Source organism: Kitasatospora setae KM-6054 (assembly GCF_000269985.1).
GTDB classification, from domain to species: domain Bacteria; phylum Actinomycetota; class Actinomycetes; order Streptomycetales; family Streptomycetaceae; genus Kitasatospora; species Kitasatospora setae.
In genome coordinates this window covers 287486-310912 of record NC_016109.1, presented here as the reverse complement: position 1 = coordinate 310912, position 23427 = coordinate 287486, and the positions used below count along the sequence as shown (strand labels likewise).

Here is a 23427-nt window from a genome sequence, read left to right as displayed (position 1 = left end):
CGGACGCCGCGCCCGCTCCCGGCCGCCGCGCGACCGCCCCGGACGGTGCCCGAACTCGCCGCCGCGCGCGGCTACCGGCTGCGCGGCTGGACCGAGCCGGACGCCGAACTGCTCCGGGCGGCCGCCGCCGACCCGTACATCCCGCTGACCACCACCGTGCCGTCCCCGTACAGCGACGCCGCCGCGGCCGCCTACCTGGCCCGGCAGCGGCGCCGGACCGCGATCGGCACCGGCTACCCGTTCGTGATCGTCGACCCGGACGGGCGGGCGGTCGGCGGCCTCGGCCTGTGGACCGGCGAGGTGCCGCTGCGCGGCTGGGCGACCGTCGGCTACTGGGTCGCCCCCGCCTTCCGCCGCCGCGGCGCGGCCGGAGCCGCGCTGGCCGCCGCAGCCGACTGGGCGCTCGGCGAACTCGCGCTGCCCCGGCTGGAGTTGTACGTCGAACCGTGGAACACCGGCTCGATCCGGACCGCCGAACGGGCCGGCTTCCGGCGCACCGGCCTGCGGCCCGCCCACCAGCTGGTGGACGGGCGGCCGCGCGACATGTGGCACTACGCCAGGGAGGGCGACCCCGGGGCGTCAGAGCACGACGAGTGAGGCGAAGCCCAGGTGGCCCGCGCCCGCCCGGGTCACGGCCAGCCAGCCGTGGCCGCGCACCGGCGTGTCCGGACCGAGCAGCGACGGGTCGACCGACAGGCCGCGCGCCGCCGCCGGGACGTCGCGCGCCTCCGAGGCGTTCGGCTCCGGGTAGGCGTCCTCGTACTCCGCCTCGTCCGCGAAGTCGGCCACCGTCAGGACCTCCTCCCACGGCATCGGCTCGCCCTCCCACTCCGGCTCGCCGTCGCGCCAGTACGAGCGCACCACCGCGCCGCGCTCGGCGGCCAGCCAGAACACCGAGTCGGCGAACGGGTCCTGGTAGAACAGCTGCGCCCGGCCGCAGGCCGCGCTCAGCGCCTCCGCCACCGTGGACGGCCACCACGCGCAGCGGCCGATCGGCGACTCCGCGTGGACCAGCCGCCAGCCCGCGTACTCCGGCGTCACGAAGACCCGGTGCACCGCCTCCCCGCCCTCGTACCGGGTGTCGTCGACCTGGGCGGCCTCGCCGCCGCGCACCGTCACCGGGATCCGGTCGTGCAGGCCCAGCGCGTCGAACGCCGCCAGGTAGCTCTCCCCGGGCACCGCCGGCCACCAGGCGGCCGCCAGCGGACGCGGCCGCTCCGCCGCGAACGCGGCCCGGGCCGCCGCCGTCAGCTCCGCCCGGTCGGCACCGGGCCCGGCCCCGGCCGGCAGCACGTCCACCAGCGCCGCCGCTCCGCGGGCGCGGGCACGGCGCCCGCCGCGTCCTCGTTCACGGGTTCCCCTCCTCGGTGCGGAGCCGGGCCAGCCGGGGCAGCTCGTCGTGGTCGTCGAAGTCGACGTTCCAGTCCGGATCCGGATCCGGCAGCTCCGCCGGCAGCTCCGCCGGCAGCTCCGCCGACAGGTCCGGATCGGCGACCACCCGCTCGCACACCTCCCGGCCCTGCGCGACCAGCCGGCCCCGGAAGTAGTCGAACCCGTCGTCCGCGCACCCGCTGTCGAGCAGGTGCGCCGCCGCCCACAGCGGGGTCCGGTACGACTCCGCCAGCGGCCGACCGGGCGCCGCGTCCGCCGCGACGATCCGGGCCGCCGGCCGGGCCGCTGGCAGCGCGACCGCCCGCGCGGCGACCGCCCCGGCGTCGCGCGGGTCGGTGTCGTCGGCGTCGTCGGCCAGTCCGGGGCCCTCCTCGGTCAGCGCCCGGAACGCGTCGGTGTCCAGGACGGGCCGTCATGCCGGCCGCCACCGACACCGCCCGGCGCGGGCCGGGCAGTTCGGCCCGAACCGCTCGGCCCGAAGCGCCCCTACAGGTGCCGGAAGAACGCGTCGAGCGGCGCCGGGAGGCCGTCCGGGGCGAGGGCCTCGGCGAGCAGCCGGCCGTAGCGGATCTTGCGGCCCGAGCGGGTGCCGAGGAAGCGGCGCAGCCGCCGCTCCGGCGGGCGGTCCCGCTGGGCGGGCTGGCGGACGAAGGTGTGCCAGGCGGGCAGGTCGCCCTCGGCGGCCAGGACCTCCTCGATCCGGGGGAGGCCCAGGGTGCGGATCAGCTCGTCCTCCAGGTCCGCCACGCAGACGAAGAACGCCGCGCGGCCCGCCCCGGCCCGGTCGAACCCGCGCCGGTAGAAGCCCTGTTCGTGCTCGTCGCACAGCCCGGTCAGCCGCAGCCCCAGGCCGGGCGGCCCGAGCAGCGCGGCGAACCGGCCGACGCTCATCGCCCCGCCCATCGGCACGACGCACACCCCCTCCGCCGCCAGGTCCCGCCCCAGCCGGCCCGCCAGCACCTCGACGGCCGCCAGGTCGCTCGGCCCCTCCACCAGCACCGCCGTCCGCACCCCCGCCGTCCGCGCGTCCGCCGCCGTGGGCTCCGCCGAGCCGCCCGCCGCCCGCTCGACCACCGCGTCCCGGAACGCCCGCATGTCCGTCATGCCCCGATTCTGCTCCCGGCCCGTCCCGCCGGGCACCGGATTTTCCGCCGCTGTCCGGCCCGTGCGGCACGATGCCCGGGTGAGCAGCATCGTGGAATTCTTCGCCGCCCCCGACGACACCTCGGCGGCCCCGGCCCTCCCGGCCGGCCCGGGGCGGGCGTTCGCCCCGCTCTCCTACGGCAACTTCGACCCGGAGGAGGCCGCGCTCACCTGGCAGGGCCTGCTGACCGGCCGCCGCTTCGAGGAACTCGCCGAGGCCGACGAGCCCCGCCTCGTCGCGGGCGAGGACGACGGCGGCGGCCCCGTCGTCCTCGCGCTCCCGCCCCGGCTGTCCGCCGCGCTCGCCGACGCCGGCCCCGCCGCGCTGGACGGCCTCGCGGCCGGGTGGGCGCGGCAGTCCGCGGCGGACGGCGAGGCGATCGGCGCCGGGATCGCGGCGGAGATCGTGCGCGGCGTGGCCGCCCTCGCCCGCGCCGCCCGGGAGCGGGGCGAGGGCGTCTACTGCTGGGTCGGGTAGCGGGACGCGTCGGCGGGGACGCCCCGGCCCCGGCTGGTGTCGATCAGCCCGGCCCAGCGCGCGGCCCGGCGGTGGGGCCCGGCAGTGCGGCCTCGCGCGCGGCGCAAACCCGGTGGGAGTGGCGGGCGGTGGCGGTTAGGCTGCCGGGATGACCACGCTGAGCAGTGCCCCGGAGCCCGTCGGACTGGTGATATTCGACTGCGACGGCGTCCTGGTCGACATCGAGCGGATCGCCGTCCGGGTGCAGGTCGAGACCGGGGCGGAGCTCGGCTGGCCGCTCGACGTCGCCGAGGTGGTGGAGCGGTTCATCGGCCGCCCCCCGGCCGCGATCCGGCAGCAGATCGAGGAGCGGCTGGGCACCGAGGCCGCCGCCGAGTGGGAGCGCCGGTTCGAGCGGCGGCACCGAGAACTGGTGGACGCCGAACTCACCGCCGTGGACGGCATCGTGGACGCGCTCGACGGGCTGGACGCGCGCGGGCTGCCGTACTGCGTCGCCTCCAGCGGCAGCCACGACAAGATGCGGCACACCCTCGGCCGCACCGGGCTGTACGAGCGCCTCGCCGGACGGATCTTCAGCGCGAGCGAGGTCGCCCGCGGCAAGCCCTTCCCCGACGTCTTCCTGCACGCCGCCGCCCGGATGGGGTACCGGCCCGAGGTCTGCGTCGTCGTCGAGGACAGCCCCGCCGGGCTCCGGGCCGCCCGCGCGGCCGGCATGCGCCGCCTCGGCTACACCGCCGGACCGACCGGACCCGCCCTCGCGGAGCGGGAGTTCGCGGACCAGGCCGACACCGTGCTGTTCTCGGACATGCGGCGGCTCCCCGAGCTGCTGGACTGACCGGCCGCCGACCCGCCCAGCCCGCCGGCCCGTCCGCCGGCCCGCCTGTCCACCCGTGAAGACGCCCGCCCGGCCACCCGCGAGGAAGGAGCCCGTCCATGGCCCAGATCCGGCTGCCCGCCGGCTACACCGCCCGGCCGCTCGACCCGGACGCCGACCTGCCCGACCTGCTCGACCTGCTGACCGCCTGCGAACGCGACCTGCACGGCCCGGCCGCCCCGGCGGCGGACCCGGGCGAACTCGCCGCCGTCCTGGCCCGGCCCGGCTTCGACCCGGCCGTCGACACCGTGCTGGTGCACGGCCCGGACGGGCGGCTCGCCGCCTGGGCGTGGAGCGAACGGCGCTGCGAGTGCCGGGTCCACCCCGCCCACCGCGGCCGCCGGCTCGGCACCGGGCTGCTCGGCTGGATCGAGGGCCGGGCCGTCGAACAGGGCGCCGAGAAGCTCGTCCAGGTCGTCGCCGACCTGGACGCCACCGGGCTCGCCATGCTCCGCACCTACGGCTACCGGCCGAAGGGCGCCAGCTGGCTGCTCGGGATCGCCCTCGACGACCTGCCCGAACCGCCGCCCCCGCCCGCGGGCATCACGATCCGCCCGTTCCGGAGCGGCGACCCGGACGACGAACGGGCGGCGCACCGGGTGGTCGAGGAGGCGTTCGCGGACTGGAAGGCCCGCCGACTCCCCTTCGAGGAGTGGGCCCAACACGCCGTCCACCGCGAGACCTTCGCCCCCGAGCGCTCCCCGCTCGCCATCGCTGACGGCGACGGGGAGACGGACGGGGGAACAGGCGGCCGGGTGGTCGGCGTCGCCCTCGCACTCGACCAGCCCGGCAGCGCCGACGGCTACGTCGAGAGCCTCGCCGTCGACCGCGCGCACCGCAACCGCGGCATCGCCCGCCTGCTGCTCCAGCACACCTTCCGGGCCTGCCGGGACGCCGGGCTCAGCCACTGCACGCTGTGGACGCACTCCGGCACCGGTGCGATCGACCTCTACCTGAAGGTCGGCATGACCGTCCGGTACACCTCCGTCGTGCTGGAGAAGACCCTGCCGCGCTGAGCCCGACCCGGCCGGTGATCACGCTGGTACGCCAGTCCCGCGGGTGCACGACGACCGCGAGATGCCGGCCCGTCCCCGCCCAGGCGCCGAAGCACCGGAGCCGACACCGCCGAGGCCGAGCGCGCGGCCCCGTCGGCGCCCGCCCGGAAGCGCTTGCGCACGGTGTGGGGCCGCAGGTCGACGGCGTGCGTGGTCCACTGCGGCGAGGCCGGGGGAGAGGTCATGGCGGGGCGTCGACTCCTCGAAGCGAAGGGGTGGTTCAGTCCAGGGCGGCCAGCAGGTCGGGGCCGGACCAGGCGGGCGGGACGGCCGCGCGCTCGGCCTGGTGGACGAGTTCGCGCAGGCGCCGGTTGGCGGGGGCGGGCAGCCGGTGGCGGTCGGCCAGGGCGACCACCTCGCCCTGCAACTCGTCGACCTCGGTGGGGCGGGCCCGCTGCAGGTCCTCCCACATCGACGAGCGGGCCCGGGCGTCCACCCGCAGGCTCGCCGCCGCGACCCGGCGGAACACCGGGTCGGGCAGGCCCAGCACGGACGGCATCCAGGCCGGCGGCACCGGCGTCAGCCGGGCCGGGACCAGGCCCGCCGCCGCGAACACCGCCAGCGCCTCACGCTGGCAGCGGGCCAGCACCAGCCGGTACGGGCGGCTGCCGAGCTGCTCGCGCAGCGGCAGGCCGGAGAGCGCGTTGACGGCGTTGTTGAGGTTCATCAGCAGCTTCGCGGCCTGCACCCGCGGCATGTCCGCCCGCAGCCCGACCGGCAGCCCGGCGGCCGCCGCCGCCCGCGCCAACCGCCCGGCGGCGGGCGCCCGTTCGAGCAGCAGCTCGCCCGAGGTGCCCTGGTGGAAGGAGGCCGGGCCGGTGCGTACCACGTTGTACGGCACCATCCCGGCCAGCACCGTCCGCCCGGGCAGTGCCTCGCGCAGCGTCCGCGCGTTGTGCAGGCCGTTCTGGAAGCTGACCACGGTGGTGCGCCCGTCCAGGTGCGTGGCGAGCAGCCGGGCGGCCTCGGCGGTGTCCGCGGACTTCACGGTGACCAGGACGTAGTCGGCGCCCGCCGCGGCGGAGGCGTCGACAGCGGTGCGCGGCCGGGCGTGCAGGCGGCGGTCGCCCGGACCGGTCAGGGTCAGGCCCGCCCGGTCGAGCTCGGCCATCGGGGCGGCCCGCCCGATCAGCGTCACGTCGGCGCCGGCGGCCAGCGCCCCGCCCAGCCGGCAGCCGATGCTGCCCGCCCCGAACACGGCGATCCGCAGCGGCAGCTGCGCAGGGATTCCGGACACCGGCGGCTCCTTTGACAACGGCGTCAACGACCAGTCCCAGAGGGTACCGTCCGCCGGTGGGCCCGCCGCCGAGCCCCCGCCCGACCGGGGCGGTGCCCGGGACACTGCCGTGAACGCGTTCGAATCGAGCGCCCCGCTGCCCGGGGAAGTCCTGCCCCGGGGGCGCCGCGAAAGCCCCGCACCGCGTACGCCGCCGCCCTGGCCGGGAGCGCCCCGGCCGGTCCGGGCGGGTCTAGACGCAATACCGGTGACTTTGGTCCAGTTGGGTCGTTGGGCTGGGTATGCCAAGGCCTGGACAGCTGAAGTCGTCGGTGGGTGACCGGTTCTCGGATCGGATCGCGTTGGGGGTGCTGACGCGCGCCTATCCGCCGGAGTTGATCGACGAGGTCGTTGCCGCGTGCGGTCGGACCGAGCAGCGGAGTCGACTGCTGCCCGCTCGGGTGGTGGTCTACTTCGTCCTGGCGATGTGCCTCTTCTTCGGCCAGGGATACGAGGAGGTGGCCCGGCTTCTCGTCCAGGGGCTGGAGCGGGAGAGCCGCTGGGCGAACGGTTGGCGGGTGCCGACGACGGCGGCGATCGGACGGGCCCGCCTGCGGCTGGGCCCGGAGCCGCTACGGGCCCTGTTCGCCCGGGTCTGCCGGCCGGTGGCGGCCGAGCATACGCAGGGCGCCTGGTACCGGCGGTGGCGGCTGGTCGCGGTGGACGGCACGACGTTCGATCTGCCGGACACGGCGGCGAACGCCGAGTTCTTCGGACGGCCCGGCACCAGCCGAGGGCAGGGCCGAAGCGCCTATCCGCAAGCGAGAGTCGCGGCGCTGGCCGAATGCGGCACCCACGCGATCTTCGCAGCGGAAGTCGCCTCGCTGTCCGTCCACGAGACCGCCCTGGCCGAGCGGCTGTTCCCCGCCCTGGCCGAGGACATGCTCGTGCTCGCCGACCGGGGCTTTTGCGGCCTGGACCTGTGGCGGTCCGCCCGGGCCGGCGGGGCCGACCTGCTGTGGCGGGTCAGGAGCGTCGCCGTGCTGCCGGTCATTGCCCCGCTCCACGACGGCTCCTACCTGTCCGAGATCGTCGCCGCCCGCGACAGGAACCGGCGGGAGGACCCGGAGCGGGTGCGGGTCATCGAGTACACGATCGGCTCGCGCGGTGGCGACGGCACCGTCTACCGGCTGATCACCAGCATCCTTGACCCGGCCGACGCCCCGGCGGGCGAGCTCGCCGCCCTCTACGCCCAGAGGTGGGAGATCGAGAACACCCTCGACGAGCTCAAGAACCACCAGGGCGCACCCGGGCTCGTGCTGCGTTCCCAGCACCCGCGCGGAGTCGAGCAGGAGATCTTCGCGTTCCTGCTCGTCCACCACGCCCTGCGCGACCTGATGCACCAGGCCGCCATGCGAGGCGGGCACGATCCCGACCGGATCTCCTTCGCCCGCACCCTTCGAGTCGTCCGCCGCCACGTCACCGGGCAGGCGGCCCTTTCCCCCCTCCCGACTGGCCCGGGCACTCACTCAGAGCCTGCGTGAGATCACCGAACGGCTGCTGCCCGCAAGGCGGTCACGTTCCAATCCCCGCGTCGTCAAACGCAAGATGTCGAACTGGGCACTCAAACGAGCCGAGCACTACAGCCCACCCCCACCCGCGGCCCCCACCGTCCGGCTTGTCGGGCCGACCAAGACCAGCCCAACCCGCCGGAAATCAACCTAAATCACCGGTATTGGGTCTAGACGTCCAGGGCGGGCAGTTCGGCGAGTCCGGTGTCGCGCAGGATCCGGTCGACCGTGTCCGGCAGCGCGCTGTCGGCGCCGATCACGGTCTCGAACCCGCCGGGGAGCAGGTCGCGCTCGTGGTACCAGTCGCGCAGGTCGTCCTCGGTGGCGCCGGTCGGCGGCTTGGTGGCGTGCCGGCGCAGGGTCTCCGCCAGTGGGACGTCGAGGTAGTAGCAGCGGGTCACGCCGAGGTGGTCGTCCACCAGGCGGCGGAGCGTCGGGCCGTAGTGGTCGGCGGCCAGGATGCCCTCGACGACCACGTGGTAGCCGGCGTCCAGCGCGTACCGGGCGGTGGCGTCGAGCAGGCCGATGTTCGCGGCGCCGGGCCGGTCGTGCTCGCGCAGCACGACGTGGCGCAGGTTGTCCTGCGCGACCAGGGCCAGGCCGCGCCCGAACCGCTCGCGCAGCCCGGCGGCCACCGAGGACTTGCCGGACGCCGAGTTCCCCCGGACCAGCACCAGCCGGCTCCCCGCCCCGCCCACCGCCGTCCGGGAGGGCGCCGCCCGGGAGGTCGCGGGCCAGCCGGAGACGGTCAGCGGGCGGCCGGCGGCGATGTCGGCGAGGGCGGCGGCCGCGTAGCCGACGATCGGCGTCGGCAGCGCGTCCAGCGGCCACCAGGCCAGTTCGGCGCACCGGTCGGGTTCCCGGTTGGTGAGCGGCCCGGTGTGCGCGCGGGCGGTGAAGAAGAGTCGCAGCCGGCCGACGCCGTCGTCGGCGTCCAGGTCGTGCAGGGTGTGGACGAGGTCGAGGTCCTGTTCGCGGATCCGGAGGCCGAGTTCCTCCTCGGCTTCCCTGGCCATGCCGCGCAGCACCGACTCGCCCGCTTCGAGGTGACCGGCGGGGAGGTGCCAGTGGCCTTCGGCGAACGGGGTGCCAGCGCGTCTGCCGAGCAGCACCTCGCCGTCCCGGATCAGGACCAGGTGCAATCCGGCGACCAGTTCGCGGGCCACGGGTTCCCTCCTCCCGCGCGCACCGGCCACCGTGCCGGAGCGCGCTCGCGGGCCCACCGTAGGGGGCGGGCCGGGCGCCCGGGGGCGTTTTCCGGGACGGTCCGCCCGATCCGGCCACCCGGCCCGGGCGCCGTCGTGCCCTACGCCTCGCCCCCGGCCTGCGACTCGCGGCCTGCGACCCGCGGCCTGCGACCCGCAGCCCGTGGGGGCGCGTGCGCGGTGCTTTCGCGCCCGGGGCGGCGCGCGGGGGGAGCGGAGTGCTTCTCTGCGCTCTGAACCGCGTCGTGGCCTGCGCTGAATATGGGAAGACGCCCCCGCTCGCGTGGAGCGTCGGATCCTTCGGCTGGGCCCCGAGCAGAGCGGAGGCACCTGTGGCCGTTCCCCCGCGGAGCAATCCGCAGTTGAGGCGCCTCATCGGCGAGACCGGCCTGAGTGGTGGGCAGTTCGCCGGCGAGGTGAACAAGGTGGCGTTCGAGAACGGGTTCCGGCTCCACTACCAGCGGGCGTCGGTGAGCCAGTGGTGCTCGGGCACCGTGCCGCGGCGGCCGGTACGGGAGTTCATCGCCGAGGCCCTGTCCCGCCGGCTCGGCCGACCGGTGAGTGCGAGCGACGCGGGGCTGGAGGCCGGGCCCGCGACCCCGGGCCAGGACCCGGTGACGGACGTACTGCGGCTCCTTGGCGACGAAGCCCCCTACCGGCCGACCGGACCCGGCCGGCCGGCCGCCGGGACGGACGGCGCCCGCAGGCCCTGGCCCCGCCCCGGCGGCAAGGTCGGCAAGGCCGAGCTGGCCCTGTGCGTGGAGCTGACCGCGCACCTGTCCCGCAGCGACCACCTCAGCGGCTCGCGCGACGCCCTGGCGACGCTCACCGGATTCACCACCACCGTCGCGCTCCCGTGGCTGAGCTGCCCGTCCTCACCCGCGACGCGCCGGAGGCTGCTGGTCGCCTGCGCGCACCTGGCGGCCCTGGGCGGCTTCCTGTACGTCGACCAGGGACGGCACGGGCAGGCGCAGCGCTGGTACGCGCTGGCGATGCGGTTGGCCGAGGAGGGGGCCGACCCGCCGACCAAGGCCATGGTCCTGCGCTCGCTCAGCGTCCAGGCGTACCGCCTGGGGCACTTCGGGCACGCCCTGGGCCTGGCCCGGGAGGCCGGGCGCGTCGCCGATCCGGCACAGGCCCGCCTGCGGGCCTCCGTGGAAGGGCAGCTCGCGCTGGCCCTCGCCGCCAACGGCGAGCCGCTGGCGGCCCGGCTGTCGCTGCGCGAGGCCGAACGCGCGCTGGAGCGCTCCAGCGGCCCGGTCCCGCCCCTCGGCGGCTACCACGCGGCCTCGTTGGCCTTCCAGCGGGCCGAGGTCCGCCAGCGGCTGGGCGACACCGGCGGCGCGCTGCGCGACCTGGAACTGGCGGTGCGCCTGCGCCCCCGGGAGGAACTCCGCAGCCAGGCCCTGGTCCTGGCGCGCGCGGGAGAGCTCAACCTCGCGGTGGGCCGGCTCGATGCCGCGTGCGCCTCCTGGAGCCGGTTCCTGGATCTCCGGCGCGGGCTGGGATCGCACCGGGTCGAGGAGGCCCACCGGATCATGCGGGCCGCACTGGCGCCCCACCGCAACCACGGATTCGCGCACCAGCTGCTCACCCGCGACAGATGAACACCCCGCCCCGCCCCGCCCAGTCCGGTCCCGCCCGGTCCCGCCCAGTCCGGTCCCGCCCGGTCCCGCCCGGCCCTACGCCCCCGCCGAGATGCTTTCCGGCGGGGGCCTTCCGGTGTCGTCCGCCGACGATTTCCCGACAGCGCGCGAACCCGCCGGACCCTGCGGGAGGAGGAATACGCGGAGACCTCCCCCTCCCGCATATCGGCCGTGATCCCGGGCCTTCGGCATCGGTCGATTTCCCGGGGCGGGACGCCGTGCGACGCCCCTTCCTCGACCGCATCCTCCTCGTCCTCCTCCCGCTCGCCGGCGGCCGCTCGCGAAAACGTCGGGGAGAGCCGGTGCGAGTCCGGGTGAAGTGGCCTTGCGGTCATGGCGGCAAGGCCACTGCACCGCGCCCGCGCCCGCGCTGTCCGGTCACTTCCAGAACTGCGAGAGGGCGCCTTCCTTGAAGGGTTTCGGGGAGACGCTGAGGTCGCCGGAGAACGGCCGGTCGAGGACCAGGGTGAGGAGCAGGCTGAATCCGATCAGGGCCGCGACCGACCCCACGAAGAGGGCCTGCATCCTCTTGCTGCGGACTCCGAACAGGAATGTCATCGGAATGAGCACCAGCGCGCCGCCGTAGACGAGGGTCTGGAGCAGGAGCGGCAGCTGCTGGGTGGCCATGGTGATCCGCGCGCGGCGCTGCTGGACGAGGTCGTCGAGGCTGCCGACGGCGGAGTCGTAGAAGCTCTGCTCGCTGCTGTTCCGGGGCTCGTAGGACTGCAGTGCCGCGTAGATCTCCCTGACCAGCGGTGCGGTGGCCTCGTAGTCGGGCGAACCGTCGTGCATGAGCGGCCACTGGACCTCCACGACGCCGTGCACGTACGCGCCGACCGCGGCCTTGACGCGCGCGCCCTCCGCCGGGGCGAAGCCGTCGGCGTCGCGGACGATGGAGGCGGCGGCCGTGGACTCGGAGGCGACGATCGTGTTCGCGGTGTCCAACTGCGTCCACAGGGCCACGATGACGAACGCCAGGATGATGCCGTAGATCGCGCCGAACATCCCCAGGACGTTGCCGATCATCTCGTTGTGTCCCCCCTCCGATATCTGCGGGAACTTCCGTCGTACCAGCATCGCGCCGGCCACCGCGACGATCATTATCCCCCCGACGATCACGATGGTCAGGGTGAGTGTGTCGAAGTTGTTCAACAGCCAGAGGATCATGGTCTCCGGCCCCCTTTCTGGAATCCGGACTCCGATTTTGCACGAGCGCCACGGCATGAGCATCCGGCTGGCCGAAAATCACCCGGCCGGAGGTATTCGAGGCAATACCGCGAGATGGTTCGAGTTGAATCAAACGCTTTTTTCAACGGTTTCTGTCAATAATCGGGTCCGCCTGGATAACGTCGCTTTACGGCGGTCTGCTACGTTCCCCCCAAACGTTGCGACGCTCTTTGTGGAGGCAGTGGATGTCGCCGCACGAACCTGTTTCTCCGGAGAAATCCGATCCGGAAGCCGCACCCCGGACCACGACCGGGCGCGGGGTACTGACACGGGTCCTGCGCTCGAGGCGGTCGGAGGACCGCGCGCACCTGAGCGCGCTGGCCGGGCTTCCCGCCCTGTCGCTCGACGCCCTCACCTCGGTCGCCTACGGACCCGAGGCCGCGCTGACGGTCCTCGCGGCCGCCGGGGCCCGCGCGGCCGGCGCGATGCTCCCGCTGACGGTCGCGGTCGCGCTGCTGCTCACCACCCTCGTCGTCTCCTACCGCCGGATCATCGCCACCCACCCGGAGGGCGGCGGTTCCTACGCGGTCGCCACCAGCGAGTTCGGGCCGCGGACAGGACTGCTGGCCGCGGCCGGCCTCATCGTCGACTACGTCCTCACCGCCGCGGTGAGCCTGTCCACCGGCGCGGCCAGCCTCGCCTCGGCGTTCCCCTTCCTCAACGACCACCTGCTGCTGGTGTCCCTGCTGGCGCTGGCCGTGCTGACGGCCGTGAACCTGCGGGGGCTCGCCGACAGTGCCCGGCTCCTGATGCCGGCGACCCTCCTGTTCGTCGCCCTGGTCGCGGCCGTCGCCGCGGTCGGTGTCCTGCGCCCCGTCCCGGCCGCCTCGGTCGGCGGGGCCCCCGGCGTCGCGGTGACCCAGGGCCTGGGCCTGCTCCTGGTGCTGAAGGCGTTCGCCGCCGGCTGCACGGCCATCAGCGGTGTCGAGGCCATCGCCAACGGCGTCCCGGCCTTCCGCCGGCCGCGGGTGCGCACCGCCCAGCGGGCCCAACTCCTGCTGGGCGCGCTGCTGACCGCGATGCTCGTCGGCCTGGGCTACCTGATGGCCCGTGACCTGATAGTCCCGCGCGAGGGCGTCACCACCCTCGCGCAACTGACCGCCCACTCCTTCGGCACGGGCTGGCTCTACCTGCTGACGAACACCACCGTCGCCGTGATGCTCGCGGCCGCCGCCAACACCAGCTTCGGCGCGCTGCCCGTCCTCCTCTCCCTGCTCGCCAAGGACGACCGCCTGCCGCACGTCTTCGCGCTGCGCTCCTCCCGGCTGGTCCACCAGGCCGGCGTCCTCGCGCTGGCGGCGATGACCGCCCTGCTCCTGCTGGCGACCGGCGCGGTCACCGACCGGCTGATCCCGCTCTTCGCCCTCGGCATCTTCATCGGCTTCAGCATCAGCCAGCTCGGCATGGTCCGGCACTGGTGGCGCGAGCGGGGGCCGCGTTGGCGGCGCCTGACGGCGCTCAACGGTTTCGGCGCCCTGCTGACCCTGACGGCCACCGCCGTGCTGCTCCTGTTCAAGTTCGTCCAGGGGGCCTGGGCCGTCGTCGTCGTGGTCCCGCTGCTGATGCTGCTGTGCGCCCGGGTCCAGCGCTACTACGCCGCCGTGGCGGCCGCGACCGGCACCGGCCGCATCCCGCCCAGGCCCGCCGGTGGCGACGCGCTGGTGGTCGTCCCGGTCGGAGAGCTGAGCGCTGTCACCGCCGCCACCCTCTCCCGGGCGCTCTCGCTGAGCGGCGACGTCGTCGCCGTCACCGTCTACAGCCGGGAAGTCCCGGCACGCGCATTGCAGGAGCGCTGGCGCGAGTGGGACCCCGGGGTCCCACTCGAACTCCTGCCCAGCCCCCGGCACTCGCTCCTGGGGCCGATCGTGCAGTACGTCCAGGACGCCGGCGCCGCCGGCCGCGAAGTCATCGTGCTCCTGCCCGAGAAGCTTCCCCGCCGCCGCTGGGAGCGGCTCCTCCAGGGGCGGCGCTCGGCCGTGCTCGCCGCCCTGCTCAGGCGGCGGACCGGCGCCCTGGTCTCCACGGTCCCCTTCCACCTCGGCGGCCGACCCGAACCCGGCCGCCCCCGGATCCAGCCGCCGTGATCGGCGACCGCAGCCGCGCCGAGGACCCGACCGCCCCGAGAGCAGACCGTGAGGTGCCGATGAGCGTCAAGAACGTGGTGGGCCTGATCGTGGACGCCATTGTGATCATCTACCTGATACTGGCGATCAAGTATCCGAACCGCTTCTGACGTCCGTCCTCCCGCCCCGGACCCGGCCCGCGAGGGCGGGCCGGCGGGCCGGCGGGCGTCAGGGGTTCTCCGGCGCCGGGAGCCGGGCGGCGAGCAGGGCGGCCACGTCGTCGTCGGCGGGCCCGCCCGCGTAGCGGCGCAGGTCGCGGCGGAGGCTCTCCAGCAGCCGGACGTCCGGTTCGGCGGACCAGCGGGCCAGCCGCTCGGTCAGGGGGTAGAACTCGCCGCGCCGGTCGCGGGTCTCGCTGACGCCGTCGGTGTAGAGCAGGACCCGGTCGCCGGGGCCGAACGGGACGGTCTGCGGGCGGTAGTCGCTGGCGACCAGCGCCGACAGGTTGAGCGGCGGCAGCGGCGCCTCGGGTTCCACCGGCCGCACCGAGCCGTCGGCCCCGAGCAGGACCGGCGGCGGGTGGCCGCAGTTCAGCAGGTAGGCCACCGCCGAGCCGTTCGGGATCTCCAGCAGCACGGCGGTGGCGAAGCGTTCGGCGGCGTCGGGAGAGGAGGCCCGCTCGGCGTACCGCTGCAGGCCGACCTCCAGCCGGGTGGCCAGCGCGGGCAGGTCCGGCGCGTCGTAGGCGGCCTCCCGGAACGAGCCGAGCAGCGCGGCCGCCAGTTCGACGGCGGGCAGGCCCTTGCCCTGGACGTCGCCCAGGATGATCCGCACCCCGAACGGGGTGCGCACCGCCTCGTACAGGTCGCCGCCGATCTGGGCCTGCTCGGCCGCCGCGCTGTAGTACAGCGCCAGCCCGACGTCGCCGATCCGGTCCGGCAGCGGCCGCAGCACCACCTGCTGCGCGGTGCGCGCCACCGAGCGGACCAGCGCCAGGTCGCGCTCGCGGCGCACCCGCATGCCGGAGGTGTACGAGGCGGCCAGCGTGACGGTCACGGTGGCGGCGATCACCGAGGCGCCCGCCGCGCCGACCCGCCCGTCCCGGATCACCGCCAGCACCACCTCGGTGGCCACCGCGATCGCGCCGATCACCAGCGTCCCGAACGAGCCCCAGGTCGCCGCGGCGAGGGCGGGCGCGGCGACCACGAAGCGGTCGTAGCGCTGCCCGGCCGGGGTCTCGGCGTCCGCGGCGGCGGACAGGGCGATCAGCAGGAAGGGCGAGAGCCGGACGACCCGGTTGAGCAGGGGCCGGGGGGAGTCGGAGGCGTCGGTGATGGTGGGCATGGCCCGGTGAACGCTACCGGGGCCGCCCGCCGGGGTGTGGGAGGCGCGGGCGGGCCGGTGATCATCGTCCGGCGCGGGGGGCGCGAACCGGGCATTTCGCTCGACCGGGCTCGGGGGCGGCGGCTCGTATGGGCTCTGACCTGGCACGATGTCGAACGGAGCGGGGCGGGGGCGGGCCCGGCACTCTGTCAGAGGGGCAACAAGACGTCTGACAGATTGAATGATTGTCCTATGTCAACGGGACGACAAGACTCGTGCCTCTCAACCGAGACACATCCGAGCCGAGACCCGATTGCCAAGGTGAAAATGACCGCCATCCCCGCGGCCCCGCCGGAGACCCGGTGGGCGACGCCCAAGCGCGTGAGCCTGGTTCCCCTGGTGGCCCTGATCTTCTTCAGCGTCTCCGGCGGCGCCTACGGGATCGAGCCGCTGTTCTCGACCTCCGGCCCCGGCATGGGCATCCTGCTGATCCTGGTCGCCCCGCTGATCTACAGCGTGCCGCACGCCCTGGTCTGCGCCGAGCTCGGCACCGCCATCCCCGTCGAGGGCGGCTACTACCACTGGGTCAAGCGCGGCCTCGGTCGGTTCTGGGCCTTCCAGCAGGGCCTGCTGCAGTGGGTGTGCAGCTTCGTCGACATGGCGCTGTACCCGGTGATGTTCACCTCGTACCTCTCCAGCCTGATCAGCGCGGTCGCCCCCGGCAAGCACGTGCTGTTCGAACTCGCGGGCATCCAGGTCGACCTGAACTGGGTGATCTGCGTCGGCGTCATCGTGGTCTTCACGCTGCTGAACCTGATGGGCGCGGGCTGGGTCGGCGACTCCTCGGTCGCCTTCGCGATCATCTGCCTGACCCCGATGCTGATCCTCACCGTGATCGGCTTCTACCAGCTGGTCACCGAGGGCACCAACCCGATCTCCTCGATGACCGCCGAACAGGGCCAGTCCACCTGGAACGCCTTCGGCTCCGGCCTGTTCATCGTGATGTGGAACTACTCCGGCTGGGACTCGGTCTCCACCGTGGCCGGCGAGATGGAGAACCCGAAGAAGCACCTGCCCAAGGCGCTGCTCTGGTCCGTCCTGCTGATCATCGCCGGCTACCTGCTGCCCTCGCTGGCCTCGCTGGCCGTCGGCCCGGACGGCGAGAACGGCTGGAAGAGCTGGCAGGACGGCGCGCTCCCCGACATCGCCGGCGAACTCGCCGGGCCCTGGCTCCAGTACGTCGTCACCATCGGCGGCCTGTTCGCCTCGGTCGCGATGTTCTCCGCGCTGCTCGCCTCGTACTCCCGGCTGCCCTCCTCGCTCTCGCACGACGGCTACCTGCCCAAGTGGGTCTCCAAGGAGAGCAAGCGCTACAAGATGCCGGTCGCCTCGATCGTCGGCTCCTCGGTGGTCTACGCGCTGTTCTGCTTCTCCAGCTTCCAGAGCCTGGTGATCTACGACGTCTTCCTCACCAACATCGGCATCCTGCTGGAGGTCGCCGCGCTGATCGCGCTGCGGATCCGCGAGCCCGAGCTGGAGCGCCCGTACAAGATCCCCGGCGGCTGGTGGAGCATCGGCCTGATCACCGCCAGCCTGACCGGCGTCAGCGTCTGGGCCGCCATCCAGCAGTACAGCGAGGAGGGCACCAAGGCCGTCGTCTACTGCCTGATCGTGGTCGGCGCCTCCCTCCTGCTCTACCCGCTGCTGGCCGCCCGCAAGGCCGCCCGGGCCTCCGCGGCGGCCGACCGGGCCGCCGCGAACGGCCGGGACGCCGAGGCCGGGGAGCGGTCGGCGTACGAGCTGTCAGGGCAGCGGCCGGACTCGGCACACAGTGACAGGGCCGCCGACGGCACCGCTGCCGATAGCGTCGAAGCATGATCGACAGCTTCGCCCTGCACGTCCCGGACGCCGAACTGGAGCCCGAGCCGCTCGACCCCGGGCAGATCGTCTCCGGCACGCCCGAGGTCACCGGCAAGGTGGTCTGGGAGTCCGCCGACGGCCGCCAGGTCCGCGGGATCTGGCAGATCACCCCCGGGGTGGTCACCGACACCGAGGCCGACGAGATGTTCGTCGTCCTCAGCGGCCGGGCCACCGTCGCCTTCGAGGGCGGGCCGGTCCTGGAGATCGGCCCCGGCGACCTCGCCGTCCTGCGCGAGGGCGACCGCACCACCTGGACCGTCCACGAGACGCTCCGCAAGGTCTACACCATCAACCTCGGCCCGGACGCGGCCGCGGACGAGGACCGATAACCACCCCTCCTGCGAAGCACCCACCGGCCCGGCCGCCCCGCCCGGGGAGGCCGGGCCGCACCCTCTCTAGGCAAGGAACCGAGAGCATGGACCCCGTACACGCACTGCGGGACGCCAAACCCACCCCGTTCTGGCTGGAGGACCCGGGCCGCCCGGACGCGAACTCCGCCCTCACCGGCGACGTCCGCTGCGACCTGCTGGTCGTCGGCGGCGGCTACAGCGGCCTGTGGACGGCCCTGGTCGCCAAGGAGCGGGACCCCGGGCGCGACGTGGTCCTGATCGAGGCCGAGCAGACCGGCTGGGCCGCCTCCGGCCGCAACGGCGGCTTCTGCGCCGCCAGCCTCACCCACGGCCTCGGCAACGGCCTGGAACGCTGGCCGGACGAGATGGCCGCGCTCGAACAGCTCGGCGCCCGCAACCTGCGGTCCATCGAGGACGCCGTCACCCGGCACGGCATCGACTGCGACTGGGAGCGCACCGGCGAACTCGACGTCGCCACCGAGCCGCACCAGGTCGAGGAACTCGCCGAACTGCACGAACTCGCCAAGCAGTACGGCGACTACGAGCTGCTCGACACCGACGCGATCCGGGCCCAGGTCGACTCGCCCACCTACCTCGGCGCGCTCTGGGACAAGGACGGCGTGGCGATGCTCCACCCCGCCAAGCTCGCCTGGGGCCTCAAGCGGGCCTGCGAACGGCTCGGCGTCCGGGTCTTCGAGCACACCAAGGCCCTCGACCTCGCCGAGTCCGGCTCCGGCATGGCCGTGCGCACCCCCTACGGCCGGGTCTTCGCCCGCCAGGTCGCGCTCGGCACCAACGTCTTCCCGTCGCTGGTCAAGCGGATCCGCCCGTACACCGTGCCGGTCTACGACTACGCGATGATGACCGAGCCGCTCAGCGCCGAACAGCTCGCCTCGATCGGCTGGGGCAACCGGCAGGGCGTCGGCGACAGCGCCAACCAGTTCCACTACTACCGGCTGTCCGCCGACAACCGGATCCTGTGGGGCGGCTACGACGCGATCTACCACTACGGGGCCAAGGTCCGCGCCGAGTACGACCAGCGGCCGCAGACCTACCAGACGCTCGCCCGGCACTTCTTCCAGACCTTCCCGCAGCTGGAGGGCCTGCGCTTCACCCACGCCTGGGGCGGCGCGATCGACACCTGCACCCGGTTCTCCGCCTTCTTCGACACCGCCTACCGCGGCAAGGTCGCCCTCGCCGCCGGCTACACCGGCCTCGGCGTCGGCGCCACCCGGTTCGGCGCCGAGGTGATGCTCGACCTGCTGGCCGGCGAGCGCACCGAGCGCACCGCGCTGGAGATGGTCCGCCGCAAGCCGCTGCCGTTCCCGCCCGAGCCGGTCCGCTGGGCCGGCATCGGCATCACCAAGTGGTCCCTGGACCGCGCCGACCGCAACGCCGGCCGTCGCAACCTCTGGCTCAAGACCATGGACAAGCTCGGCCTCGGCTTCGACAGCTGACACCAGGCCGCTGACACCGGCCCGTTGACCCCGGACCGCCCCGACGGCCGCCCGCGCACCCCCCGCGCGGGCGGCCGTCGCGCGTCCGGGGCCGGCGGGACGGATGGGCCCGGGTGGGGCCGGAGTGGTGGTCGTAGTGGCGGGTTTCGGCCAACTACCCGTATCGCGTACGGACGTTCTCGCTCCGGGCCTACAGTAGCTGCATCCGGCTTGTGCCATGTCACACGTCATATGAGAGGACGTGCAATCCCGTGAAGCGACGCAGCGTGCTGAACGACCCGCTCAACACCCCCGAGGCCGGCCGAGGCCGGGGCGTCATCGTGCCCGACTCCCGGCTGGCCGTGCCGCCGGCCGCCCCGGCCGCCGGCTCCGCGGACACCCGCGCGGCCGCGGCCGCGCGGTAACGCCACCCCGCGCGGGGGAACCGCCTCCCCGGCTCCGCGCGCGACGGACCGCGCCGCCCCGGGACCCCGTCCCGGGGCGGCACCCGACCCCACAGGACGAGAGCCATGAAGATCCTCCTGGTGCAGATGCCGTGGGGGGCGCTCGACACGCCCTCCCTGGCCCTCGGCATCCTGCGCGCCGTCGCCGAACGGGCCGGCCACCGGGTCGAGGTGCGGTACGCCAACCTGGAGTACGCCGACTGGGCGGCCGAGCAGCACGGCCTCGACCACGCCGACTACACCTACTTCTCCGACCGCTCCTACTTCCAGGGCGCCGGCGACTGGGCCTTCGCCGGCGCGCTGTACGGCGAACAGGACGCGGGCGACCCGCGGGAGCACGCGCCGTACCTGGAGCACCTGGCCGCGCACGGCGCCGACGAGCAGGAGGTCCGACTCGTCCTGGCCACCCGCGCCACCGCCCCCGCCTTCGTCGAACGGCTGGCCGCCTCGATCCTCGCCGACCCGCCCGACCTGGTCGGCTTCACCAGCACCTTCCAGCAGAACACCGCCGCGCTCGCCACCGCCCGGCTGCTCAAGCGGGCCGACCCGCGGATCACCACCGTCCTCGGCGGCGCCAACTGCGACGGCCCGCAGGGCGCCGCGCTGCACCGCAACTTCCCGTTCCTCGACCACGTGGTGCGCGGCGAGGGCGAGGCCGCCCTCCCCGCCCTGCTCGACCTGCTCGCGGCCGGCGCCGACGACTTCTCCGCCGTGCCCGGCCTGTGCTGGCGCGGCCCCGACGGCCGCTCCCGGGCCAACCCGACGGCCGCCCGCCCGCTGCCGCCCGCCGCGATCCCCGCCCCCCGCTACGACGGCTACTACGAGCGGTTCGACGCGTCCGTCGCGGCCCGCTGGGTCGAACCCAGGCTCGTCCTGGAGGGCTCCCGCGGCTGCTGGTGGGGCGAGAAGCACCACTGCACCTTCTGCGGGCTGAACGGCTCCGCCATGGCGTACCGCTCCAAGCGCCCCGAGGACTTCCTGGAGGAGATCCTCGCGCTCACCGAACGGCACCGCCTGCTCGACATCCAGGTGGTCGACAACATCCTCGACATGGGCTACTTCGAGACCGTGCTGCGCCCGCTCGCCGCCCTCCCGGTCGACCTGCGGCTGCACTTCGAGATCAAGGCCAACCTGCGCCGCGAACAGTTCCAACTGCTCGGCGACGCCGGGGCGGTGCAGGTGCAGCCCGGCATCGAGAGCCTCAGCAGCCGGATCCTGAAGCTCATGGACAAGGGCGTCACCGGCTGCCAGAACGTCCGCGCCCTGCGCGACGCCCAGAGCGCCGGGGTCTCCGTCGCCTGGAACCACCTCTACGGCTTCCCCGGCGAACACCCCGACGACTACCGCGAGATCCTCCGCCGACTGCCCGCCCTGCACCACCTCGACCCGCCGGTCGGCACCGGCCGGATCGCCATCGAACGGTTCAGCCCCTACTACGACGACCCGCGGCTCGGCTTCCCGATCACCCGCCCCGCCCCCCACTACCGCGCCACCTACCGGCTGCCCGAGAGCGAACTCGCCGACCTGGCCTACCTGTTCAGCACCGAACCGCGCGGCATCGACGACACCCTGGCCGCCGAACTCACCGCCGCCGTCGACACCTGGCGCGCGCACTTCCCCGACAGCCGGCTCGACCGGCTCGACACCGGCGACCGGATCGTGCTCGCCAACTCCCGCCCCGGCTACGCCTGGCGCACCCTCGAACTGACCGACCCCGCCGAACTCGCCCTGTTCCGGCTGCTCGACCAGCCCCGCTCGCCCGCCACCCTCGCCGCCCGCGTCCCCGGCGGCGCCGAGGCCGTCACCCCGCTGCTGCGGCACTGGGACGACCTCGGCCTGCTCTTCCACGACGGCGAACGCTGGCTGCAGGTGGCCGTCGAGTCCGACAACCAGGTGCTGATGCGGGTCGAGCACCGGCACACCACCCACCGCGAGGAGGACCGCCGTGCCGCCGTCCACTGAACGCCCGCTACTCGAACCGCTCTCACCCATCGACGTCGAACTCTGGCTCGACTACGACCCCGAGGTCCAACGCCTGCCCGGCATCGCGCTCGGCCCGCGCACCCTCGACCTCCCCGCCCCCGGGGCCGCCCCCGGGGCCGCTCCCGCGGCCGCCGACGCCGCCGCCGAGGCCGTCACCGAACTGCACCGCTCCGGCGTCCGCTGCCTGCGGCTGGCCGACCCCGTCCCGCTCTGCCACGACGCCCCCGCCACCGCCGTCCGCGCCCTGATGCTGGTCCGCGAGGCCACCGCCCGCGGCCTCGCCGTCCGGTGGAGCGCCCACTGCGCGGACGGCTGCGTCGACGACGGCCGCTTCCACCACCTGCACCCGCCGATCCGGGTCACCGGCGCCGCCCCCGGCCACCACCCCGCCGAACGGTGGCGCGCCACGTACTTCCCCGGCAAGTGCCTCTACCGGCGCGGCCCCGGCTTCGTCGAGGTCCGCGACCGGCGGCACGGCACGCTGGAACTGCTCACCATCGACGAACCCGACCACCTCGACGGCATCGACGTCCTGGCCGGCGGGACCCCCGCCGACCGGCTGCCCGCCGCCGTCCGCCGGGACTTCACCGACGCCGGACTCATCACCGAACAGGCCGGACTCGCCTGGTGGCTGCCCATGCGGGTGCGCCGCTGGCCGTTCCCGGCGATGAGCGTCTGACCCGCCGCGGGCGCCGACGCGCGCGTCCACCGCTTGCCGCAGCTGCTCTCCAACGGGGAAGGGGACCGGATGACCGACCGACTCGACGTCCGACGGCGATCGACGCGGCAGGGGGGAGGACGGAGCGGACGGAGCCGGTGGCGCGGCTGGCGCGGAACGGGCGGACGGATCGGGCGGCGAGGACGGATCGGGCGGCGCGGGTGGGCCGCGGGGCCGCTGCGGGTGCGCGGCTTCCGGCTGCTGGTGCTCGGCCAGGCCGCCTCCGAGTTCGGCAACGCCTTCCAGGCCGTCGCGCTGCCGATGCTGGTCTACTCCCTCGGCGGCGGCACCGGGCAACTGAGCGCCGTGGTCTCCGCGTTCGGGATCGGCCGGCTCGCCGCCGCACCGCTCGGCGGGATCTGCGCCGACCGCTGGGGCGCCCGGCGGGTGATGCTCGCCGCCGACCTCGGCCGACTGGCCGCCACCGCCGCGCTCGCCGTCGCCGCCCTGCGGCACCTGGACGACCTGCTGCTGATCGGCACGCTCACCTGCCTGGTCGGCCTCGGCGCCGGACTCTTCCTGCCCGCCTCCTGGGCGGTCGTCCCCGACCTGCTGCCCGCCGACGACCTCCAGGCCGGCAACGCGCTCAGCAGCACCGTCAACCACACCGCCGGACTGCTCGGACCGCCGCTCGCCGGAGCCGTCCTGCTCTGGCTCGACCCCGGCACCGGACTCGTGGTCGACGCCGCCACCTTCGCGGTCTCCGCGCTCACCCTGCTGCTGATCGGCCGGACCGGGGAACGGACGCGCGAGGACCCCGGCGCGGACCGGGCGACCGGATTCCTCGCCCTGCTGCGCGGCTCCCGGATGCTGCGCGGCCTGCTGGCCGTCACCGTCGTCACCAACCTCACCGTCGGCGGCATGACCCGGATCGGCCTGCCCGCCCTGGCCACCGGCGACTTCGCGGCCGGCGCGGTCGGATTCGGCGCGCTGCTCGCCGCGTTCACCGGCGGCTGCCTGCTCGGCGGCCCGATCGCCGCCGCCCTCGACGGAGTCCGCCACCGCGGCCGGACGGCCGGACTGGCCGCCCTGCTGATGGGCCTGGCGGTGGCGCTCGTCCCGTTCGCCGGACTCCCCGGGGCCCTGGTCGCGCTGCTGGTCGCCGGCGTCGCCTGCACCGTCAACAACGTGCTGCTGATCACCGGCGTCCAGCACCGCACCCCGCCCGCGCTGCTGGCCCGGGTGATGGCCGCGCTCACCTTCTGCGCGCTGTGCGCCTTCCCGCTGTCGGCGCTGGCCGTCGGCGCGGTCGTCACGGCCTTCGGCACCCCCGGCGTCTTCGTCGTCACCGGCCTCACCATGCTGGCCGCCACCGGCATCACCTTCACCGTCCGGGAGGTCCGCGAGATGTGACCACCCGGAC

The 23427-nt window shown here is 74.6% G+C and carries 22 protein-coding genes and 1 pseudogene; 15 read left to right on the top strand and 8 right to left on the bottom strand.

Annotation, left to right across the window (positions count from 1 at the left end; translation table 11 throughout):
- Nucleotides 1–45: 45 nt before the first annotated feature.
- Nucleotides 46–597 (top strand): GNAT family N-acetyltransferase, encoded by a 552-nt coding sequence (locus tag KSE_RS01335; RefSeq protein WP_014133447.1) that lies wholly within the window; start codon nucleotides 46–48, stop codon nucleotides 595–597.
- On the opposite strand, the gene KSE_RS01330 is transcribed toward KSE_RS01335, so the two are convergent.
- The 3 genes from KSE_RS01330 to KSE_RS01325 all read right to left on the bottom strand — a co-directional run bounded on the left by KSE_RS01330 (nucleotide 580) and on the right by KSE_RS01325 (nucleotide 2496).
- Nucleotides 580–1299, bottom strand: a complete 720-nt coding sequence (locus KSE_RS01330; protein WP_014133446.1) for a hypothetical protein — start codon at nucleotides 1297–1299, stop codon at nucleotides 580–582. The genes KSE_RS01335 and KSE_RS01330 overlap by 18 nt on opposite strands.
- A gap of 49 nt (nucleotides 1300–1348) precedes the next feature.
- The gene (locus KSE_RS39560; RefSeq protein WP_231873303.1) at nucleotides 1349–1750 is read right to left on the bottom strand and encodes a DUF4240 domain-containing protein; all 402 of its coding nucleotides are present in this window, start codon (nucleotides 1748–1750) and stop codon (nucleotides 1349–1351) included.
- 128 nt (nucleotides 1751–1878) lie between these two features.
- Nucleotides 1879–2496 carry a TOPRIM nucleotidyl transferase/hydrolase domain-containing protein gene (locus KSE_RS01325; RefSeq protein WP_014133444.1) on the bottom strand — a complete coding sequence of 206 codons (618 nt, stop codon included), beginning with the start codon at nucleotides 2494–2496 and terminating at the stop codon, nucleotides 1879–1881.
- A 79-nt stretch (nucleotides 2497–2575) separates the two neighbouring features.
- Here KSE_RS01325 and KSE_RS01320 point away from each other — a divergent pair, with 79 nt between their 5' ends.
- The 3 genes from KSE_RS01320 (at nucleotide 2576) to KSE_RS01310 (ending at nucleotide 4903) form a co-directional block, all read left to right on the top strand.
- Nucleotides 2576–3013: a hypothetical protein gene (locus KSE_RS01320; RefSeq protein ID WP_033260324.1), complete on the top strand. Its 438-nt coding sequence runs from the start codon at nucleotides 2576–2578 to the stop codon at nucleotides 3011–3013.
- 148 nt (nucleotides 3014–3161) lie between these two features.
- The gene (locus tag KSE_RS01315) at nucleotides 3162–3848 is read left to right on the top strand and encodes an HAD family hydrolase (RefSeq protein ID WP_014133442.1); all 687 of its coding nucleotides are present in this window, start codon (nucleotides 3162–3164) and stop codon (nucleotides 3846–3848) included.
- Between the two features lie 98 nt (nucleotides 3849–3946).
- The gene (locus tag KSE_RS01310) at nucleotides 3947–4903 is read left to right on the top strand and encodes a GNAT family N-acetyltransferase (protein ID WP_014133441.1); all 957 of its coding nucleotides are present in this window, start codon (nucleotides 3947–3949) and stop codon (nucleotides 4901–4903) included.
- 259 nt (nucleotides 4904–5162) lie between these two features.
- Here KSE_RS01310 and KSE_RS01305 read toward each other — a convergent pair whose 3' ends face one another.
- On the bottom strand, nucleotides 5163–6179 hold the full coding sequence (locus tag KSE_RS01305; protein WP_014133440.1) for a 2-dehydropantoate 2-reductase: 1017 nt from the start codon (nucleotides 6177–6179) through the stop codon (nucleotides 5163–5165).
- 281 nt (nucleotides 6180–6460) lie between these two features.
- On the opposite strand from KSE_RS01305, the gene KSE_RS01300 reads away from it, so the two are divergent.
- Nucleotides 6461–7702, top strand: coding sequence for an IS4 family transposase (locus tag KSE_RS01300; protein WP_014133439.1), 1242 nt, complete (start codon nucleotides 6461–6463; stop codon nucleotides 7700–7702).
- Between the two features lie 197 nt (nucleotides 7703–7899).
- Here the strand turns inward: KSE_RS01300 and KSE_RS40755 are convergent, their stop codons facing one another.
- Nucleotides 7900–8427, bottom strand: coding sequence for an AAA family ATPase (locus KSE_RS40755; protein ID WP_033259829.1), 528 nt, complete (start codon nucleotides 8425–8427; stop codon nucleotides 7900–7902).
- Nucleotides 8428–8544: 117 nt separating this feature from the next.
- Nucleotides 8545–8895 (bottom strand): annotated as a pseudogene (locus KSE_RS44055) (NUDIX domain-containing protein); the annotation flags it as partial.
- A gap of 401 nt (nucleotides 8896–9296) precedes the next feature.
- Here KSE_RS44055 and KSE_RS01285 point away from each other — a divergent pair.
- Nucleotides 9297–10541, top strand: coding sequence for a tetratricopeptide repeat protein (locus tag KSE_RS01285; RefSeq protein WP_051055081.1), 1245 nt, complete (start codon nucleotides 9297–9299; stop codon nucleotides 10539–10541).
- Nucleotides 10542–10958: 417 nt separating this feature from the next.
- Here the strand turns inward: KSE_RS01285 and KSE_RS01280 are convergent, their stop codons facing one another.
- The gene (locus KSE_RS01280; protein ID WP_014133436.1) at nucleotides 10959–11747 is read right to left on the bottom strand and encodes a bestrophin-like domain; all 789 of its coding nucleotides are present in this window, start codon (nucleotides 11745–11747) and stop codon (nucleotides 10959–10961) included.
- Nucleotides 11748–11992: 245 nt separating this feature from the next.
- Here KSE_RS01280 and KSE_RS01275 point away from each other — a divergent pair, with 245 nt between their 5' ends.
- Together KSE_RS01275 and KSE_RS43495 are read left to right on the top strand one after the other, a co-directional pair.
- Complete coding sequence (locus KSE_RS01275) at nucleotides 11993–13891, top strand: APC family permease (RefSeq protein WP_014133435.1); 1899 nt, start codon at nucleotides 11993–11995, stop codon at nucleotides 13889–13891.
- Nucleotides 13888–14040, top strand: a complete 153-nt coding sequence (locus tag KSE_RS43495; RefSeq protein WP_014133434.1) for a hypothetical protein — start codon at nucleotides 13888–13890, stop codon at nucleotides 14038–14040. Before KSE_RS01275 ends, KSE_RS43495 begins: the two co-directional genes overlap by 4 nt.
- A 58-nt stretch (nucleotides 14041–14098) precedes the next feature.
- Here KSE_RS43495 and KSE_RS01270 read toward each other — a convergent pair whose 3' ends face one another.
- A complete protein-coding gene (locus tag KSE_RS01270) occupies nucleotides 14099–15214 on the bottom strand; it encodes a PP2C family protein-serine/threonine phosphatase (RefSeq protein ID WP_014133433.1) in 1116 nt (371 codons plus the stop codon).
- Between the two features lie 360 nt (nucleotides 15215–15574).
- Here KSE_RS01270 and KSE_RS01265 point away from each other — a divergent pair, with 360 nt between their 5' ends.
- The 7 genes from KSE_RS01265 (at nucleotide 15575) to KSE_RS01240 (ending at nucleotide 23417) form a co-directional block, all read left to right on the top strand.
- The gene (locus tag KSE_RS01265) at nucleotides 15575–17071 is read left to right on the top strand and encodes an APC family permease (RefSeq protein WP_157850090.1); all 1497 of its coding nucleotides are present in this window, start codon (nucleotides 15575–15577) and stop codon (nucleotides 17069–17071) included.
- Nucleotides 17068–17442: a cupin domain-containing protein gene (locus KSE_RS01260; RefSeq protein WP_014133431.1), complete on the top strand. Its 375-nt coding sequence runs from the start codon at nucleotides 17068–17070 to the stop codon at nucleotides 17440–17442. Before KSE_RS01265 ends, KSE_RS01260 begins: the two co-directional genes overlap by 4 nt.
- Before the next feature lie 86 nt (nucleotides 17443–17528).
- On the top strand, nucleotides 17529–18920 hold the full coding sequence (locus tag KSE_RS01255) for an NAD(P)/FAD-dependent oxidoreductase (protein WP_014133430.1): 1392 nt from the start codon (nucleotides 17529–17531) through the stop codon (nucleotides 18918–18920).
- 251 nt (nucleotides 18921–19171) lie between these two features.
- A complete protein-coding gene (locus KSE_RS42585; RefSeq protein ID WP_157850091.1) occupies nucleotides 19172–19324 on the top strand; it encodes a hypothetical protein in 153 nt (50 codons plus the stop codon).
- 105 nt (nucleotides 19325–19429) lie between these two features.
- A complete protein-coding gene (locus tag KSE_RS01250; protein ID WP_014133429.1) occupies nucleotides 19430–21325 on the top strand; it encodes a RiPP maturation radical SAM C-methyltransferase in 1896 nt (631 codons plus the stop codon).
- Entirely contained in the window at nucleotides 21309–22025 is a 717-nt protein-coding gene (locus KSE_RS01245; RefSeq protein ID WP_014133428.1) for a DUF5825 family protein, read from the top strand. The genes KSE_RS01250 and KSE_RS01245 overlap by 17 nt, the downstream gene beginning before the upstream one ends.
- A gap of 222 nt (nucleotides 22026–22247) precedes the next feature.
- Nucleotides 22248–23417: an MFS transporter gene (locus KSE_RS01240; RefSeq protein WP_014133427.1), complete on the top strand. Its 1170-nt coding sequence runs from the start codon at nucleotides 22248–22250 to the stop codon at nucleotides 23415–23417.
- The last annotated feature ends 10 nt before the right edge of the window (nucleotides 23418–23427 follow it).